The organism is Bacillus sp. TE9106W (genome assembly GCF_054062215.1).
In genome coordinates this window covers 1-16,447 of the sequence record NZ_JBSSFA010000013.1, presented here as the reverse complement: position 1 = coordinate 16,447, position 16,447 = coordinate 1, and the positions used below count along the sequence as shown (strand labels likewise).

12 protein-coding genes and 2 pseudogenes are annotated in these 16,447 nt (G+C 33.5%); 3 read left to right on the top strand and 11 right to left on the bottom strand.

Annotation, left to right across the window (positions count from 1 at the left end; all coding sequences use genetic code 11):
* Positions 1 to 18: 18 nt before the first annotated feature.
* Both ACVWY7_RS20545 and ACVWY7_RS20540 read right to left on the bottom strand, forming a co-directional pair.
* Complete coding sequence (locus ACVWY7_RS20545; protein ID WP_000828273.1) at positions 19 to 738, bottom strand: class I SAM-dependent methyltransferase; 720 nt, start codon at positions 736 to 738, stop codon at positions 19 to 21.
* Between the two features lie 83 nt (positions 739 to 821).
* The gene (locus ACVWY7_RS20540; RefSeq protein WP_000823455.1) at positions 822 to 2,516 is read right to left on the bottom strand and encodes a peptide ABC transporter substrate-binding protein; all 1,695 of its coding nucleotides are present in this window, start codon (positions 2,514 to 2,516) and stop codon (positions 822 to 824) included.
* A 308-nt stretch (positions 2,517 to 2,824) separates the two neighbouring features.
* On the opposite strand from ACVWY7_RS20540, the pseudogene ACVWY7_RS20535 reads away from it, so the two are divergent.
* Positions 2,825 to 4,179: pseudogene (locus ACVWY7_RS20535) on the top strand (IS3 family transposase).
* A gap of 64 nt (positions 4,180 to 4,243) precedes the next feature.
* Here the strand turns inward: ACVWY7_RS20535 and ACVWY7_RS20530 are convergent.
* The 6 genes from ACVWY7_RS20530 to ACVWY7_RS20505 form a co-directional block, all read right to left on the bottom strand.
* Positions 4,244 to 5,950 carry a peptide ABC transporter substrate-binding protein gene (locus tag ACVWY7_RS20530; RefSeq protein WP_000728475.1) on the bottom strand — a complete coding sequence of 569 codons (1,707 nt, stop codon included), beginning with the start codon at positions 5,948 to 5,950 and terminating at the stop codon, positions 4,244 to 4,246.
* 376 nt (positions 5,951 to 6,326) lie between these two features.
* The gene (locus ACVWY7_RS20525) at positions 6,327 to 8,039 is read right to left on the bottom strand and encodes a peptide ABC transporter substrate-binding protein (protein WP_000727518.1); all 1,713 of its coding nucleotides are present in this window, start codon (positions 8,037 to 8,039) and stop codon (positions 6,327 to 6,329) included.
* Between the two features lie 347 nt (positions 8,040 to 8,386).
* A complete protein-coding gene (locus ACVWY7_RS20520) occupies positions 8,387 to 9,649 on the bottom strand; it encodes a dicarboxylate/amino acid:cation symporter (protein ID WP_001223623.1) in 1,263 nt (420 codons plus the stop codon).
* 199 nt (positions 9,650 to 9,848) lie between these two features.
* The gene (locus tag ACVWY7_RS20515) at positions 9,849 to 10,886 is read right to left on the bottom strand and encodes an LCP family protein (protein WP_000427610.1); all 1,038 of its coding nucleotides are present in this window, start codon (positions 10,884 to 10,886) and stop codon (positions 9,849 to 9,851) included.
* A 15-nt stretch (positions 10,887 to 10,901) separates the two neighbouring features.
* Positions 10,902 to 11,900 carry an anti-sigma factor gene (locus tag ACVWY7_RS20510; protein ID WP_105989626.1) on the bottom strand — a complete coding sequence of 333 codons (999 nt, stop codon included), beginning with the start codon at positions 11,898 to 11,900 and terminating at the stop codon, positions 10,902 to 10,904.
* 12 nt (positions 11,901 to 11,912) lie between these two features.
* The gene (locus ACVWY7_RS20505) at positions 11,913 to 12,446 is read right to left on the bottom strand and encodes an RNA polymerase sigma factor (protein ID WP_212114934.1); all 534 of its coding nucleotides are present in this window, start codon (positions 12,444 to 12,446) and stop codon (positions 11,913 to 11,915) included.
* Between the two features lie 556 nt (positions 12,447 to 13,002).
* On the opposite strand from ACVWY7_RS20505, the gene ACVWY7_RS20500 reads away from it, so the two are divergent.
* A complete protein-coding gene (locus ACVWY7_RS20500) occupies positions 13,003 to 13,428 on the top strand; it encodes a DUF4064 domain-containing protein (RefSeq protein WP_078985229.1) in 426 nt (141 codons plus the stop codon).
* 158 nt (positions 13,429 to 13,586) lie between these two features.
* Here the strand turns inward: ACVWY7_RS20500 and ACVWY7_RS20495 are convergent.
* The 3 genes and pseudogenes from ACVWY7_RS20495 to ACVWY7_RS20485 all read right to left on the bottom strand — a co-directional run.
* Positions 13,587 to 13,913: pseudogene (locus ACVWY7_RS20495) on the bottom strand (VOC family protein); the annotation flags it as partial.
* On the bottom strand, positions 13,910 to 14,716 hold the full coding sequence (locus tag ACVWY7_RS20490; protein WP_001041444.1) for an ABC transporter permease subunit: 807 nt from the start codon (positions 14,714 to 14,716) through the stop codon (positions 13,910 to 13,912). The gene ACVWY7_RS20490 and the pseudogene ACVWY7_RS20495, both read right to left, overlap by 4 nt.
* A complete protein-coding gene (locus ACVWY7_RS20485) occupies positions 14,709 to 15,602 on the bottom strand; it encodes an ABC transporter ATP-binding protein (RefSeq protein ID WP_000626599.1) in 894 nt (297 codons plus the stop codon). Before ACVWY7_RS20485 ends, ACVWY7_RS20490 begins: the two co-directional genes overlap by 8 nt.
* Before the next feature lie 155 nt (positions 15,603 to 15,757).
* Between ACVWY7_RS20485 and ACVWY7_RS20480 the strand changes: the two genes are divergently transcribed.
* The gene (locus ACVWY7_RS20480) at positions 15,758 to 16,357 is read left to right on the top strand and encodes a TetR/AcrR family transcriptional regulator (protein ID WP_139242342.1); all 600 of its coding nucleotides are present in this window, start codon (positions 15,758 to 15,760) and stop codon (positions 16,355 to 16,357) included.
* Positions 16,358 to 16,447: the final 90 nt, after the last annotated feature.

The following is a 16,447-nucleotide window of genomic DNA, read 5'->3' as shown; positions in this document are numbered from 1 at the left end:
TTAGCCAACTCTTTTTCTTTATTTTTCACATATAAAAATACGATGCCCTAAAATATGTTGGTACATAAGCCGTACAGTTTCATGCTGTACCCATGCCTCATATAACTCATTCGGAATAAATTGTGATACATTCCATTCTGGCTCTTCTATATAGCTAGAGATTGTTTCTGCAATTGTACCACCGCCAGCAATTGTAACCCGCCTAAAGTTTGCTTTCTGAAATAATTGTACCCACTCACTCTCAGTTAATAGTTCATTCATGCCATATAGTTGGGCGATTTTTTCTTCCTCTTCCCTCCCAATGTGGGCATTAATAATCATTTCAATTACAACTAACTTTCCGGCCTTCTGTAATACACGATAGCACTCCGAGATAACCCTTTCTTTCTCTGTAAAAGCAAGTATCGATTCTCCGAGTACGAATTCAAATGAGTCATGCAAACAAGGTAATTGCTCTGCCTTTCCTTCAATTAATTGAATATCTATTCCTTCAGACGACCATCTATCTTTCGCCTTTTGAATCATAATCTCATTCTTTTCCACCGCTGTTACTTTATAACCACATTCTTTTGTCATATACGCTGCTGTTTTCCCCGTACCGCAGCCTATCTCAAGGACGTTAGCTCCATATCTAAAAGGCAGTTGTGCTAACAATTGTTTTGTTAACGTAAAACCGCCAGGGTGAGCACTCCCTATTCCGTAATACGCTAAGAAATCGATGTATGTGTTTCGTTTCATGGGATTCTCCCTTTTTTATTTTATATATTCGAAGACGGAAGAAAAGTGCATAGAAAAAGGGGCGTATTGTACGCCCCCCCATCTTACTTATCCTCTGTAATATATGCCCATTTATAGCTGTAGTCTCCACCAACTGGATGGTGAACAATACCTTTTACTTTAGGTCTTTGAACGATAGCATCACCACGTTGATATAATGGTGCAATTGCCGCATCTTCCAGTAACATTTTCTCCGCTTTCAGTAAGCTATCCCAACGCTCTTTCGTTTTCGTTAATAGCTCGCCTTTACCTTTTTGTACAATTTCATCATATTTAGGATTTGAATATCCTGTTTGGTTATGAGGGCCATTTGTAACGAACATATCAATGAATGTCATTGGATCTAAGTAGTCAGGGCCCCAACCAGCGTAAGATAAATCATAATCTAGATCTGATTCTAATTTTAACTTTTGTTTAAATGGCTGGTTTTTCAAATTCACTGTTAAACCTGGCAAGTTTTTCTCAAGTTCTCCTTTTAAGAATTCTCCTACTTTTTTCGCACCATCCCCATCATAGTTTAATAGTTCCACTGTAATTGCATCTTTTCCAAGTTCTTTCTTCGCTTTTTCCCAATGCTCTTTTGCTTTTTTTACATCTGTTTTTAAAATATCTCCATTTTCTTTACGGAAGTCTTTTCCATCTGGGCTCTTAGCAAATTCTTTTGGTACTAAGTAATCCGCAGGTGTAGAACCATCATTTAAAATTACATTCGTTAAGCCTTTTTTATCGTACGCTTTTGCAATCGCTAAACGTAAATCTTTGCTCTTTAACACTGTATCTTGCCCACCACGTTTTTGGTTTAAGCGTAAGAAGTACGTTGACGGTGTTTTTTGTGTAAAGAAGTCAGGGCTTGATTTATATTTGTCAACAAATTCAGATGTAAGTCCTGAACGATCAATTTGTCCACTTTCATATAAGTTAACACGTGTACCGCTATCTTTTACTACGTTAAAATTAATTTCTTCCAACTTAACTGTCTTATTATCCCAGTATTGTGCATTTTTCTTTAACTTCCAACCTTCTTCATGTTGCCAGTCTGTTAATGTAAACGGTCCGTTGTATAACGTCGTATCTGATTCTAAACCGTACTTTTCTCCTTTTTCTTTTACAAATTTCTCGTTTAATGGATAAAATGTTCCAAATGAAGTTAATTCTACAAAGTAAGGAACTGGATTTTCTAATTCTACTTCTAACGTATAGTCATCTACAGCTTTTACTCCTAACGTATCTAGTTCAGCTTTTCCTTCATTAATCGCTTGTGCATTTTTCAAATCAAACATAATGTATGCATATTCTGCTGCTGTATTTTTATCTACCGCACGTTTCCAAGCAAACACGAAATCTTTCGCTGTTACAGGCTCTCCATTTGACCATTTTGCATTTTTATTTAATGTAAATGTGTATTTTTTACCATCATCACTCTTTTTATATGACTCAGCAACTCCTGGTGTCGCTTTATTATCTTTATCAAGTCGATATAAACCTTCCATTACGTTGTTTAAAGCGAGAAACGATACTTGGTCTGTCGCTTTAGCAGAGTCCATAGATGGAATCTCTTGAGACTCTGTTAAATTAAGCACTTGCTTCGCTGCTAGTTTTCCGCCTTCTTTTTCACCGCTTTTTGGTGTTGTGCTTGCTTTATCTTTTTCCCCAGATCCAGAGCAAGCTGTTAATGCCATACTCATTACTAAAACCGGTGCTACAACCGCTGTTAATTTTTTCATCTTTTTTCTCTTCATTTTTGTACCCTCCCCAATTATATGTACGATATTAACTTTGAGAGATTTCTCTTTAATTATTAGAAAATTCTTACTTATTATCATTCTACTAATTTCTCTGGATTTGTAAAGTGTTTTTATGAATATTCTGAATAATTAACTTAACAACCGCAATAACTATTACTATACGAATTCTCCCACATCTACTATATGTAAGTACCACTTTTCTTATTCTTCTCTATTTAATTTAATAGTAAAAGAGCGTTCTAAAAGTGAACTGCACCTCCAATTGTTAGACTGTGTCTAACAATTGGAGGTGCAGTTTTTCTATGGCTAAATTTACAGCTGATGAAAAAATACAAATCGTTCTACGTTATTTGAACGGAAATGAAAGTTATCGAGAAATGGGTAAATCGATTGGTATAAGTGACACAATTATTTTGAATTGGGTAAACCAATATAAACAGAATGGTATAGAAGCTTTTCTAAAACGATGTACAAATTACACACAACAATTTAAACTAGACGTACTAAATTTTATGATTGAAAACGGTATGTCCTTATTTGAGCCGGCAGCTATCTTTAACATTCCTGCCCCTTCAACGATTTCTGTTTGGAAAAAACAGCTCGAAACACAAGGAATTGATGCCCTTCAATCTAAGAAAAAGGGACGTCCATCCATGAAAAAAGATTCAAATAAACAATTAAAACAAGCTTTAGCTGAAGGGTCAGTCGAAGCACTTGAAGCACGTATTCAACAGCTTGAAATGGAAAATGAGTACTTAAAAAAGTTGAATGCCTTAGTTCAAAACAAGGAAAAATCACGAAACAAGACAAAGCACAAGTAGTCTATGAATTAAGGCATAAATATTCGGTGAAGGCACTCGTGGAGCTAGCTGGTATTCCACGGAGTACGTATTATGATTTAATAAAGAAAATGAATCGTCCGGATCAAGATACCGATTTGAAAGCTGAAATTAAAGCGATTTATGAGGAAAATGAAGGTCGTTATGGCTACCGTCGCATTCGTGATGAGTTAACGAATCGTGGTCAAAAAGTGAATCACAAGAAGGTTCAGCGCATTATGAAAGAGCTTGGATTAAAGTGTGTTGTGCGTATGAAGAAATATAAATCCTATAAAGAGAAAGTCAGTAAAATTGCACCTAATATTTTAGAGGATAATTTTTGTACAGATGTCCCCAATCAAAAATAGATAACGGACATCACAGAGTTTAAATTATTTGGAGAGAAACTGTATGTATCACCTGTATTAGACTTGTATAATGGTGAAATTATTACCTATACAATTGGTTCTAGACTGACGTATTCACTTGTTTCAGAGATGTTAAAGAAAGCATTAGAACGTTTACCTGAAGCCCACCAGCTACTAATGCATTCGGATCAAGGATGGCATTATCAAATGGGACAGTACGCCCGTACACTTGAATCAAGGGGGATCGTACAGAGTATGTCTCGAAAAGGAAACTGTTACGACAATGCAGTAATAGAGAATTTCTTTGGGATTATGAAGTCGGAATTCCTCTACATGAAAGAATTTGAAAGTGTAGAACATTTTAAAATAGAATTAGAAAAATATATAGATTATTATAATACGAAACGGATTAAGGCAAATTTAAAAATGAGTCCGGTACAATACCGAACTCACTTTTATCAAGCTGCCTAATGAAATAACCGTGTCTAACTTTTAGGGGTCACTTCATATCTACTTTTAAACACGCTCTTTTTTATTATTTACCTTCCGTTACATAAGCCCACTTAAAGCTATATTCTGGACTAATGTTATGTTTCACAATTCCTTTTACATTCGGTTTCATTACATACGCTCTTCCTGTTTGATATAAAGGAACTAATCCTGCATCTTCTTCAAGGAATAATTTCTCTGCTTTTCCTAACGTTTCCCAACGCTTCTTCGGATCAGACAGTAATTCATTACCTGCTTTCGCTACCATTTCATCATATTTTGGATTCGAATAACTCATTTGGTTATATGGGCTCTTCGATTCAAACATATCAATAAATGTCATTGGATCCGAATAATCTGGACTCCAACCTGCAAACGAAACTTCATAATCTTGTGCTGACTCTAATTTTAGTTTTTGTTTGAACGGTTGAATTTTCGTGTTAACCGTTACACCTTTTAAGTTTTTCTCAATTTGATCTTTAAAGTAGTCAGCAATTTTTTTCGCAGTTCCATCATCATAGCTTAGTAATTCAATTGTCACTTGATCTTTACCAAGTTCTTTTTTCGCTGCTTCCCAAGCTGCTGCACCTTTTTTCGGATCATATTTTAGACCATTTTTAAACGTATCTTGGTAGTCTTTACCGTCTGGTCCTGTCGCAAGCCCTTTTGGTACTAATTGATCTGTTGCTTTTGAACCGTTATTTAAAATAACGTTTGCTAATCCTTTTTTATCAATTGATAATGCAATCGCTTCACGAAGTTTTTTGCTCTTTAACGGTGTATCTTGTCCGTTACGCTTTTGATTTAAACGTAAGAAGAATGTACTTGCTTCCGAATACTCGCCGTACTCTTCTTTGTTCGATTTATATTTATCAACGAATTCTCCTGATAAGAGCGTGAAATCAATTGATCCTGTATCATATAAGTTTACTTTCGTCGCAACTTCTTTTACTACACTATAGTTAATTTCTTCTAATTTTACAGTCTTATTATCCCAGTACTTATCATTTTTCTTTAGCTGCCATCCTTGTTCATGTTTCCATGAAGCCATAACGAACGGTCCGTTATACAACGTTGTATCTGCTTCTAAACCGAATTTATCTCCTTTTTCTTTTACGAACTTTTCATTTAATGGATAGTAAGATGGGAATGCCATTAAATTCAAGAAATAAGGTACTGGTTTCTCTAATTCTACTTCTAGCGTATAATCATCTACCGCTTTTGCTCCTAAATCTGTTAGTGGCTTTTCACCTTTATTAATTGCTTCTGCGTTTTTAATATAGAAGGCAATAAACGCATATTCTGCAGCTGTATTTTTATCAAGTAAGCGCTGCCATGCGTATACGAAATCTTTCGCTGTTACAGGATCACCATTTGACCATTTTGCATCTTTACGTAATTTAAATGTATATTTTTTGCCATCCTCGCTTTTCGTACTAGATTCTGCTGCAGCTGGGATTGGCTTATTATCTTTATCTAATCGATATAAACCTTCCATCGTGTTCCCTAAAATTTGAGAACCTAATGTATCAGTAGATTTTGAAACATCCATCGTCGGAATCTCTTGATTCTCTGTACGATTTAACACTTGTTTTGCTGCGTATTTAATTTCAGACTTTTTCTCTTCCCCACCACCACTAGACGTCGTAGTTGATTTCTTCTCCCCACCAGATCCAGAACAAGCTGTCAACGCCACACTCATCGCTAAAACTGGCGCTACAACTGCCGTGAACTTCTTCATCTTTTTCTTCATTTTTGTACCCTCCCCAATTATATGTACGAAACTCATTTTGAGAGATTTTCTAATGTTTATTTATCAGAAAATTCTTATTAATTAATATTCTACTAATTTTTTTGGTTTTGTAAAGTTATTTTTAAAATATTCTAATAATTATTTTTTTGTGATAGTAACGAGCACTCTTTACAATTATCACGATACAAGCTCTTTCTTACATCTATCGATTTATTTACATATAATCTCATAACAAAAGAGCACTCCAAAAGTAAATAGTCTACTTTTGGAATGCTCTATCATTTTATCTTTCTATTGTGGACGATGAGATACTCACTACAAAATAAGCTAAGAAACCTATATACATCCACTTAAATATAGCCTCACTGCTTAAAAATTATTTTCCATCTTTTTCAGTCATGTACGCCCACTTGAAGCTATACTCTGGGCTAATGTTATGGTGAACGATGCCTTTTGCATTTGGTTTTTGAACGTATGCATCACCACGTTGGTATAAAGGTACAAGTGCTACATCTTGCTCAAGAAGTAATTTCTCAGCTTTTCCTAGCTCTTCCCAACGTTTCTTCGCATCACCCATTAATTCTCCGCCAGCTTTTTTGATCATATCATCATACTTCGGATCAGCGAAGCTCATTTGGTTATGAGAATGATTAGACTGGAACATATCTAAGAATGTCATTGGGTCAGCGTAGTCAGGTCCCCAACCAGCATATGATAAATCATAATCTTGCTCTGTTTCTAATTTCAGTTTTTGTTTGAATGGTTGAAGTTTAATATTAACAGTTACACCTTTTAAGTTTTTCTCAATTTGGTCTTTTACATATTCCCCAACTTTTTTCGCATTACCAGTGTCATAGTTTAATAGCTCAATTGTAACTTGGTCTTTTCCAAGCTCTTTTTTCGCTTCATCCCATGCAGCAGCTGCTTTTTTCGCATCTGGTTTAATACCGTTTTTAAATGTTTCTTGGAAGTCTTTCCCATCAGGTCCAGTTGCTAATCCTTTCGGTACTAAGAAGTTCGCAGGTTTAGATCCATCATTTAAAATAACGTTTGATAGATTTTTCTTATCGATTGAAAGCGCGATTGCTTCACGTAATTTTTGGCTCTTTAACGGTGTATCTTGTCCGCCACGTTTTTGGTTCATACGTAAGAAGTAAGTACTTACTTGTGAGTATGTGCCAAACTCTTCTTTATTATTTCTATACTTATCAACAAATTCTCCTGATAGAAGTGCAAAATCAATTGCATTTGTATCATATAAGTTTACTCTTGTAGCTACTTCTTTTACTACACTATAGTTGATTTCATCTAGTTTTACAGTCTTTTTATCCCAATATTGATCGTTTTTCTTCAATTTCCATCCTTGCTCATGCTTCCAATCAGTAAGAACGAACGGTCCGTTATATACTGTCGTATCAGACTCTAAACCGAATTTATCCCCTTTTTCTTTTACGAATTTCTCATTTAACGGATAGTACGATGGGAATGCTACTAAGTTTAAGAAATATGGTACCGCTTGATCTAATTCAACTTCTAAAGTAAGGTCGTCTACTGCCTTTACTCCTAATTCTGCTACAGGTTTTTCACCTTTATTAACCGCTTCTGCATTTTTAATTGGGAATGCGATAAACGCATACTCAGCAGCTGTTTTTGGATCTAATAAACGTTGCCATGCATATACGAAATCTTTCGCTGTTACAGGATCACCATTTGACCATTTTGCATCTTTACGTAGTTTAAATGTATATTTTTTACCATCCTCACTCTTCGTGCTTGATTCTGCCGCAGCTGGGATTGGTTTGTTATCTTTATCTAATCGATATAAACCTTCCATTGTGTTCCCTAAAATTTGAGAACCTAATGTATCAGTATTTTTAGAAGTATCCATTGTTGGAATCTCATTTGTTTCTGTACGATTTAGCACTTGTTTCGCTGCTAATTTTTCTTCTGATTTGCTATCTCCGCCAGAGCTAGAATTTGTGCTTGTCTTCTTATCTCCACCTGATGTAGAACATGCTGTTAATGCCATACTCATTGCTAAAACTGGTGCTACAACTGCTGTTAGTTTTTTCATTTTTTTCTTTTTCACTTTCTGTACCCTCCCTAATTCTTAACGCTCTCATTTAAGAATTTTCTGATAATTCTGTTTTTCTTTATATATTTATCAGAAGATTCTTATTAACTATTATTCTACTAATTTTTTGAGTTTTGTAAAGTGTTATTATTGAAAATTTTTAAAAAATTATTTTATTACAGTAATATTCATAAAAATTCCATAATCTTTTAAAACACTCTACCTCATTGAATTGTATGTATTGATTTAATAGTCTTTATATCCCTTCTCTACAAAATACCTGTAAATTATTGTTAATAAATAATGTATATTATAACAAACCTCTTTTCTACAAAAATAAAAAAGTCAGCAAAGCTGACTTTTTATCCGGCCATTTTCTCTCTTTTCATTTCTTCTAGTACTTTCATATACTTCTCATTATCAAATTCATTTTCACTTTTTGCAACTACTACAGTCGCAATACCATTACCAATTAAATTAACGATAGCACGTGCTTCTGACATGAAACGATCTACACCAAGTAATAGTGCTAACCCTTCTAATGGAATAACATTCATTGCAGATAGAGTAGATGCTAGTACAATGAAACCTCCACCTGTTACTGCGGCTGCTCCTTTAGATGTAACTAACAAAATAGCTATTATAGTTAATTGTTGACCTAGTGAAAGATCGACGTGAAAGACTTGAGCTAAAAATATAGTAGCCATGGATAAATAAATCGTTGTTCCATCTAAATTGAAAGAATATCCTGTCGGAATGACTAAACCTACTACTGGCTTCGAACATCCGAAGTCCTCCATCTTTGTCATCATTCGCGGCAGTACTGATTCTGATGATGATGTCCCAAGAACAATAAGTAATTCTTCTTTAATATGCGCTAAATATTTCCACAAACTAAATTTGTACAGTTTACAAATGAAATTTAAAACAATAAAAACAAATAATGCCATTGTCGCATATACACAAATCATTAGTTTACCAAGTGGTATGAGCGTGCTTAAACCGTATTTTCCAATTGTAAATGCCATTCCACCGAATGCTCCAACCGGTGCTAATTTCATTACAATTGATAAAATGTTAAAAAATACTTTCGATAATCTTTCAAAAAAGTCGATTACCGGCTGTCCATTTTTCCCTAACATCGTTAACCCTGCGCCAAATAAAATAGAGAAAAATAAAACTTGTAAAATATCACCTTTTGCAAATGCTTCAAACATGTTAGACGGCACAATATGTAAAAAGAAATCCATCCATTTCATTTCTTGCCCGCTTTGTACATATTGTGAAACATCTCCGCCCTTTAGTTTTGAAGGGTCTAATCCGTCTCCTGGACGCACAACATTCGCTACAATGATACCAATTATTAAAGCTGCTGTTGTAACAATTTCAAAATATAATAGTGCCTTCCCGCCAACACGGCCTACCTTTTTCATACTTCCCATACTTGCAATACCAAGCACAATTGTTAAAAAGATAATTGGTGCAATAACCATTTTAATCATATTGATGAATGTTTCACCAATTGGCTTCATCTCTTGTCCAACACTCGGCCAAATTGCTCCTACTGCAATACCACAAATAATGGCCACAATAACTTGGAATGTTAAATTCTTTACAATTCTCATTTTTAATACTCCCTTATTTTTTCATTTCTCCCAAACTATTTTCATCAATAACATTTATTCTATGTGATGGCCCCCCTGTTATGTAACTTAAACCTTAACTTTATGTTATACTATTATATTATTTTTGAAAATAGTATATAACATTTAATGATAAACGACATACTATTAGACATAATAAAAAGCAGACATTTCGCCTGCTTCAATTTTCCTCAATCTCCTTTTCACTTAATCCTAGATGTGTCCTAAGAGTATTACTCAAACTCTGTAAATCTTTTTTATTAGGATTATAATAATATACACGTTGGCCGTTTGGGCCATTAGGTAAGTATAAATCATCACCTGCTAATTGAATTTTTTCAACCGAACAATTTAAACCGTATTTATAAAAAGATAAAATATCATCCATTGCTAAATTTGTTTTAAAATCACCGTCAACCGCCTCAACTATTTTTTCTAGCTTCGTAATTGATCCTACACTTTTTAATTTACTTAAAATCGCTTCCATAACAAGTTGTTGCCGCTGCCCTCTCATTGCATCACTATCGATATGACGCGTTCTTGCTAGAGCAAGTGCTTCTTCCCCATTTAATTTTTGTAGTCCTTTTTTCAAATGGATCGCATCAGGTTCATCTTTACTATTTTGCTCCGTAAATTCAACTGGAACATCTACTTCAATCCCATCTAACCCATCAATAATTTTAGTAAATGAATTAAAATTAAACTTCACAAAATAATCAACAGGCACTTGTAATAATTTTTCTACCGCTTCCACTGAAGCTTGCGGTCCTCCATCTTTACCATTTTTAACGAAACCACTTCCATATGCATGCGTTATTTTATCTTTTTTCTTTTCAACCGGAACATATGTGTATGTATCACGTGGTATGCTCGTTAGTTTCACTGTTTTATCATCTTTATTAAAAGTAGCTAACAGTAGCGCATCTGTATGAAATGCACCATTATACTCTTTTTGTCGTTCCTTATTTTCATCTATTCCCATAATTAAAAGTGAAACATTATTGGTGATCGGTTTAACAGTTTCTTCACGTAAATTTGATTTTTCACCACGTGCTAAATTAACATTTGACTTTTGTACGAGATTAGAAGTTTTCATATATACGTAAGTACCATATCCAACTCCGCCAAATAGTAATATTGCTAACAATACACTTATTATCGTTGTCTTTTTATATTTTCGTTTATATTTCCTTTCTCTTGAAGAAGAGTGATTCTCCATATAATTATCCCCTTTTTATTCAGATAAAATGTTTTTCATTTTTTCATAATTAGTACTATCCTTTTGAAATACATTCTCTTTCAATCCTTTGTTTATTTGTATCCATTCGGTCGTAATCGAATATTGAATCATACCTTGGTGGAAACTAAGGAATTTTAGCATAATCCCTGTATTTTTCTCTACAACCATTTCAAATTTACCTCTTAAATCTTCAGATGTACTTACAGGCATTTCTATATTTACTGTTCCTTCGATTTTGTAGCAATCAAGTCCAAGATACTTCGTTTCTTTATAATTCCAATCTTTATATCGAATTAATAGATCAGCAAATTCTGATTGAATACTATACTTTGCGAATCCCACATATTCATCATCATATCGTTTCTTCTCACCTGATTTTCTCAATAACCTTTCCGTAGGATTTAATTTTAATAGTTCATCGTTTCTTTCTTTTCGGTTCCATTTTGTCTCTTTATATGTATACTTCGCATCATCAAACTCTTTTTTCTTTCCCTCGTTATATATAATTGTTCGTTTTTTCGCTAGTTTATCTTCTTTCGAAGAGATACCTCTTAGTTTCTCCGTATCAATCGCATACTTATACGTTGTAGCAATTCTTGACGAACTAGAATATTCCTCAAATTGTCCTGAAATATTTTTAAAATGATCAATGGAATCTAGCATCTTTTCATGAATTTTTTCCTTATCTGGATAATTTACATTTGATTTTATTTCCTCTTCATTTTCATAATCAGAAAATGCCTTTTTCTTTACATATTCAAATACTCCTCCGTTTTGAGCAAAAATTTGATCAGAAAACTCCGACATAGACACAATTGAGAGCACTAGGACAGCAGCACTTATAGCCATCATATAAACTCTATAACCTTTCTTTTTTACGGGAAGATTATGTAGTGTACTATTAATCGTTTCATTTAACCCTGGCGGCACTATAACATTCCCTTCTTTTATTCTCTTTTTTAATTTCTCATCAAATAATTTTTCACCATCCATCCTTTGCACCCCCTATTCCATCTTTAATCGTTTCTGTAGTTGTTCCCTCGCACGTGACAATCTCGATTTCACTGTTCCTTTTGGTATTTCTAAAAGCTTCGCTATACTCTCTTGATTCATATCTTCATAATAATAAAGCACCGTAACAGCTCTTAACTCTTCATGTAACGATTGAATCGCATTACACAAATCTATATCTTCATACTGATCGCACGCACTCATATTGTAATCATTCTCTTCTGTCACAATTATCTTTTTATACGTTCTAATAATGTTATTACATTCGTTCATTAAAATTCGAATTAACCAAGTTTGAAAAAACTCTTCCTTCTTTAATTTTTTTATATTTTCATAGGCTTTTAAAATTGTTGTTTGTATCGCATCCTCTATATTTGTCTCATCAAGTAACATAGCCTTTGCAATACGATACATCTTCACTTTTTCTGTATGTATAAGCGTCATAAATGCTTCATGATCACCTTTTTTCGCTAAGGAAACATCTGTTTCTTCTTTTACAAACATTTTATATAAAGGGATTACTTTCACAATTGCTCCTCCTGTTTCATCCTCGCTTCAAATTTAACTTTACATGTATTAGACGGATGAGCCTAGAAAAAGGTTCATTTTTTTGAATATTTTCACACAAAATAATATATTCCAAAGTCTTCCTAAACGAATAAAACCCACAGAGAAAGTAAATTTTCTCTGTGGGTTTTGATTTCTCTCTTTGAACAATCGGTTCTTCTCCGCGTGTTTGAGGAAATTATGAGCCACGGCACTCCGTCCAAACTCAATCATCCCCCTTTGCTAATCCTTTTAATGAGAATCAACGAAACGACCGATTACCTTTGATGTGACAAGAATATAAAAAAATAGTGTTTTTTAGATTTTTTCTTTATTTTACCAAGTTTAATATATTATCATGCTATTTAAATACACAATAGATAAGACTATACGAAAAGAATTTAAAAAGAAAGGAAATAGCTTTATTACCTATAAAAAAGGGGTTAATGAGTAATTGGAACAACTCGCAATTTGACTTATTCGGAGAAACTATAGTCGGTAAACATCATATACTCCCATTCTAAACATCTCTATTACTATGAATGAGTTATTACAAATTGTACAATCAAATATTACAACTGAAGATGAAAAGGATGATATTATTATGACAAACAAATTCGAATTTATTTTAGGATTAATTGGAGGCATTTTAGGGATTTTATTTTCATCATTTGCAATATTCATCGGATTTATAAGTGATTTAGGTCCTATCATGGATTCTACAACTGGTGAAATACCAACTAATACAACTATGATTTTAGGTAGTATTTCTTTAATTGCTTCAATTTTAGGAATTATAGGTTCAATATTAATAAAAACAAAGAGAACATTAGGCAGTTTAATCATGATAATTTCAGCGATAGTTGGATTTTTATGTATCTCAATTGTGTATATTTTACCAGGTATTTTTTTCTTAATTAGTAGTTTAATGATTATATTCAGAAAAAACAAAACTTCTACATAAAAATAAACCATCAATATTAGGTTTATTAATTTTGAAATGTATTCTCTTTATGAGCCGGCACTCACATCAAAAAATAGTTGGAAACTTTTCTAACAGATTTTTTTGATCACTTTTGTTGTTCTTTTAAACGCTGGAAAAAGAGTCTGTTCAAGTCTGTCTCACCGACTTGAACAGACCCTTTCCTTAGATATGACCCTAAGGAAATATCTAAGGAAATATCCGTCTGGATCCACAACTTTAAATCCTCTCATCTCCCACGGATAAGTTCGAATTTCTTCTTGTATTTTGCATCGCTTCTCTTTACAACGTTCATATACATCTTCAATGCGGTCGACAACAATAATCAGTTCAAAGCCATTACCCTTCCTTTCTTTTCTAGCGTAAAAATAATGATTTTCATTCAATGTTGAATCACTAGCTAGTAATAAGGAGAACTGGTCGTGATTAAAACGCACTGCATGCATATTTCTTTTATACAGCTCTACAACGGTAAATCCCTCTTCTTAAACAATACAATCGCTACTATAAAAATACAAAGCGCTCCCGCAGCTAAACCTATACTTACCGGCCATATATTATACGTTCCTTCCGCAATTTCTTTTGGACGAAACAGTGTAAATAACGATAGATTTTTCATCCACTCTAACTTATCACTTAATTTACCTACCATATTTAGTACAAAAAATAAAATAGTTAAACTTGCTGAGTAGCTAAGTGCTTTTCTTTCATCATTACATATACAAGAAAAGAAAAATGAATAAGCACTAACGACTAAAAATATGAGCCCTCCAACTATATTTATCTTCAGGAATAATTCTTTATTTAAATTATTATCTTGTAAAAACCATTCCGCACCTACTATGCCCGCTACATACGTAACAACTACAATAATTAGTAGTCCTAATATGAGAACAGCGGCTTGCGTGATTGCAATTTTCACTCTAGATACAGGTGTCGCTAATAAATATGCCATTGCCCCTTTATCTACATGCCGCGCAATTAAATGTGTTGCAACTGTAACGCAAAAAATTGTTAATATGATAATAAACAATAGACTATAGTACTCACCAGCTAAAAAATCCATTACGTTTTGAATCGGACTTTCCATGCCAACAATTTTTTTCACACTATCAGGCATAGCGCTTATTAATTCATTTAAACCTTTCGCTGATACCATTGAAGGGAAGATCCAAATTAACAACCATAAATATAGAGCTGCACCAGTTGCGTAACTCAAAATACTTTTTTGCGTCTCTTTCAAACTAGCTAAAAACAATTGCTTATTCATGCTTTACCCCTTCTTTCTTATCGTAATAATGCATAAATAAATGTTCTAAATCCATCGCTCGCGTTTGAAGCGCCGTTACATTATAGTTTGAAAGTGTTTGTAAAACAGTTTGATAGTTTCCTTGCACAATAATCGATGCCTCTCTACCTTTTACCGCTTCAAATTGTAAATCACACTTTGTAAGAGATTCAATTTCTTCTTGTGACGATACTGTTACATCTATCACTTGTCGTCTCATTTCTTGTAAATCATGAATATTTTCAACCGTTACAAGGCGACCATCTTTAATAATTGCTACTCGGTCGCATGTACGTTCAATTTCAGTGAAAATATGCGACGACATAAGAATCGTTTTTCCTCTTTGCTTTTCCTCTACTATTAAATCTATAAACACTTGTTGCATAAGTGGATCAAGTCCTGATGTTGGTTCATCTAAAATTAACACTTCTGGCTCATGCATAAATGCAGCGACAATTCCTACTTTTTGTTTCATTCCTTTAGACATTTTGCGAATTGGTGTTTTCACATCAAATTGTAGACGTTCTATTAGTTCATCTCGTCTTTTCGTATCCTTTAAGCCACGCATTCCTTGCATTAACTTCAGAAATTCTAATCCGTTCATTCCTTCAATAAAAGAAATTTCACCCGGCAAATAACCAACTTCCCTTTGAATTTTCGCTGCTTCATTCCAACAATCCAATCCAAAAATTAAAGATTTTCCAGATGTCGGTTTTATAAATCCCATTAAATTACGAATCGTTGTTGATTTACCTGCACCATTCGGTCCTAAGTAACCGAACACTTCTCCTTCTTTTACATCAAATGTAATATGAAACAAGCCTTTTCCATTCGAAAATTGTTTTGTGACATTTTGAACTGAAATCATAAATACACCTCATTTTTTGAAATATTTAATGCATGATATTTCAAAATTATTGTACTCCTCCTCTTCCATATTCGCAACAACTTTTTGAAATATTATTAAGTCCATATTTCAAAATTATTGTTTTCACCTATATTTTCCTGTATATTTTTATTGAGGTGATTGTATTGAATGGCTTTGAAAAAGTGAAAGAAAAGAAAAAACGTGCTATTAAAGAGGCAGCTTTCGTATTATTTTCAGAACGTGGGTTTAATGAAGTGAAAATAGAACACATTGCAAAAGAAGCAAACGTTTCTCAAGTTACCATTTATAATCATTTTGGAAGTAAAGATGCGTTATTTAGAGAACTTATACAAGAGTTTATCATATGTGAATTTCAATATTATAAAGACCTTGCTGAAGAAAAATTACCTTTTCATGATATGATGCAAAAAATGATTGTAAGAAAAATGAATACTGGCGGATTGTTTCAGCCTGATATGTTGCTACAAATGATGCAAAGAGACGAAATTCTCCGAGAGTTTATTTATAGTTATCAAAATGAAAAAATACTGCCATGGTATTTAGAAATATTAGAACGAGCGCAGCGTAATAATGAAATTAATCCTCATCTTACTAAAGAAATGATGTTACTTTACATTCAAATGTTTACTAAATTAGGTGATGATTTCGGGGCACAGCTTCTTGAAGGGGATCGTGAAAAACATATACAAGATATTGTCACTATGTTCTTCTATGGTCTTTCTGTTCCACAGTAGAGTAGAAAACTGAAACAGATTATATTTTCTTTAGGGGTGGCTTTGCCATCCCTTTTCTGTTTCAGTTTCCCCTCATCAAACCGTACGTGA

Coding starts and splice junctions, on each gene's coding strand:
- ACVWY7_RS20545 (WP_000828273.1), bottom strand. CDS start 738: ATGAAACGAAACACATACATCGATTTCTTAGCGTATTACGGAATAGGG.
- ACVWY7_RS20540 (WP_000823455.1), bottom strand. CDS start 2,516: ATGAAGAGAAAAAAGATGAAAAAATTAACAGCGGTTGTAGCACCGGTT.
- ACVWY7_RS20530 (WP_000728475.1), bottom strand. CDS start 5,950: ATGAAGAAAAAGATGAAGAAGTTCACGGCAGTTGTAGCGCCAGTTTTA.
- ACVWY7_RS20520 (WP_001223623.1), bottom strand. CDS start 9,649: ATGAGAATTGTAAAGAATTTAACATTCCAAGTTATTGTGGCCATTATT.
- ACVWY7_RS20515 (WP_000427610.1), bottom strand. CDS start 10,886: ATGGAGAATCACTCTTCTTCAAGAGAAAGGAAATATAAACGAAAATAT.
- ACVWY7_RS20510 (WP_105989626.1), bottom strand. CDS start 11,900: ATGGATGGTGAAAAATTATTTGATGAGAAATTAAAAAAGAGAATAAAA.
- ACVWY7_RS20500 (WP_078985229.1), top strand. CDS start 13,003: ATGAATGAGTTATTACAAATTGTACAATCAAATATTACAACTGAAGAT.
- ACVWY7_RS20490 (WP_001041444.1), bottom strand. CDS start 14,716: ATGAATAAGCAATTGTTTTTAGCTAGTTTGAAAGAGACGCAAAAAAGT.
- ACVWY7_RS20485 (WP_000626599.1), bottom strand. CDS start 15,602: ATGATTTCAGTTCAAAATGTCACAAAACAATTTTCGAATGGAAAAGGC.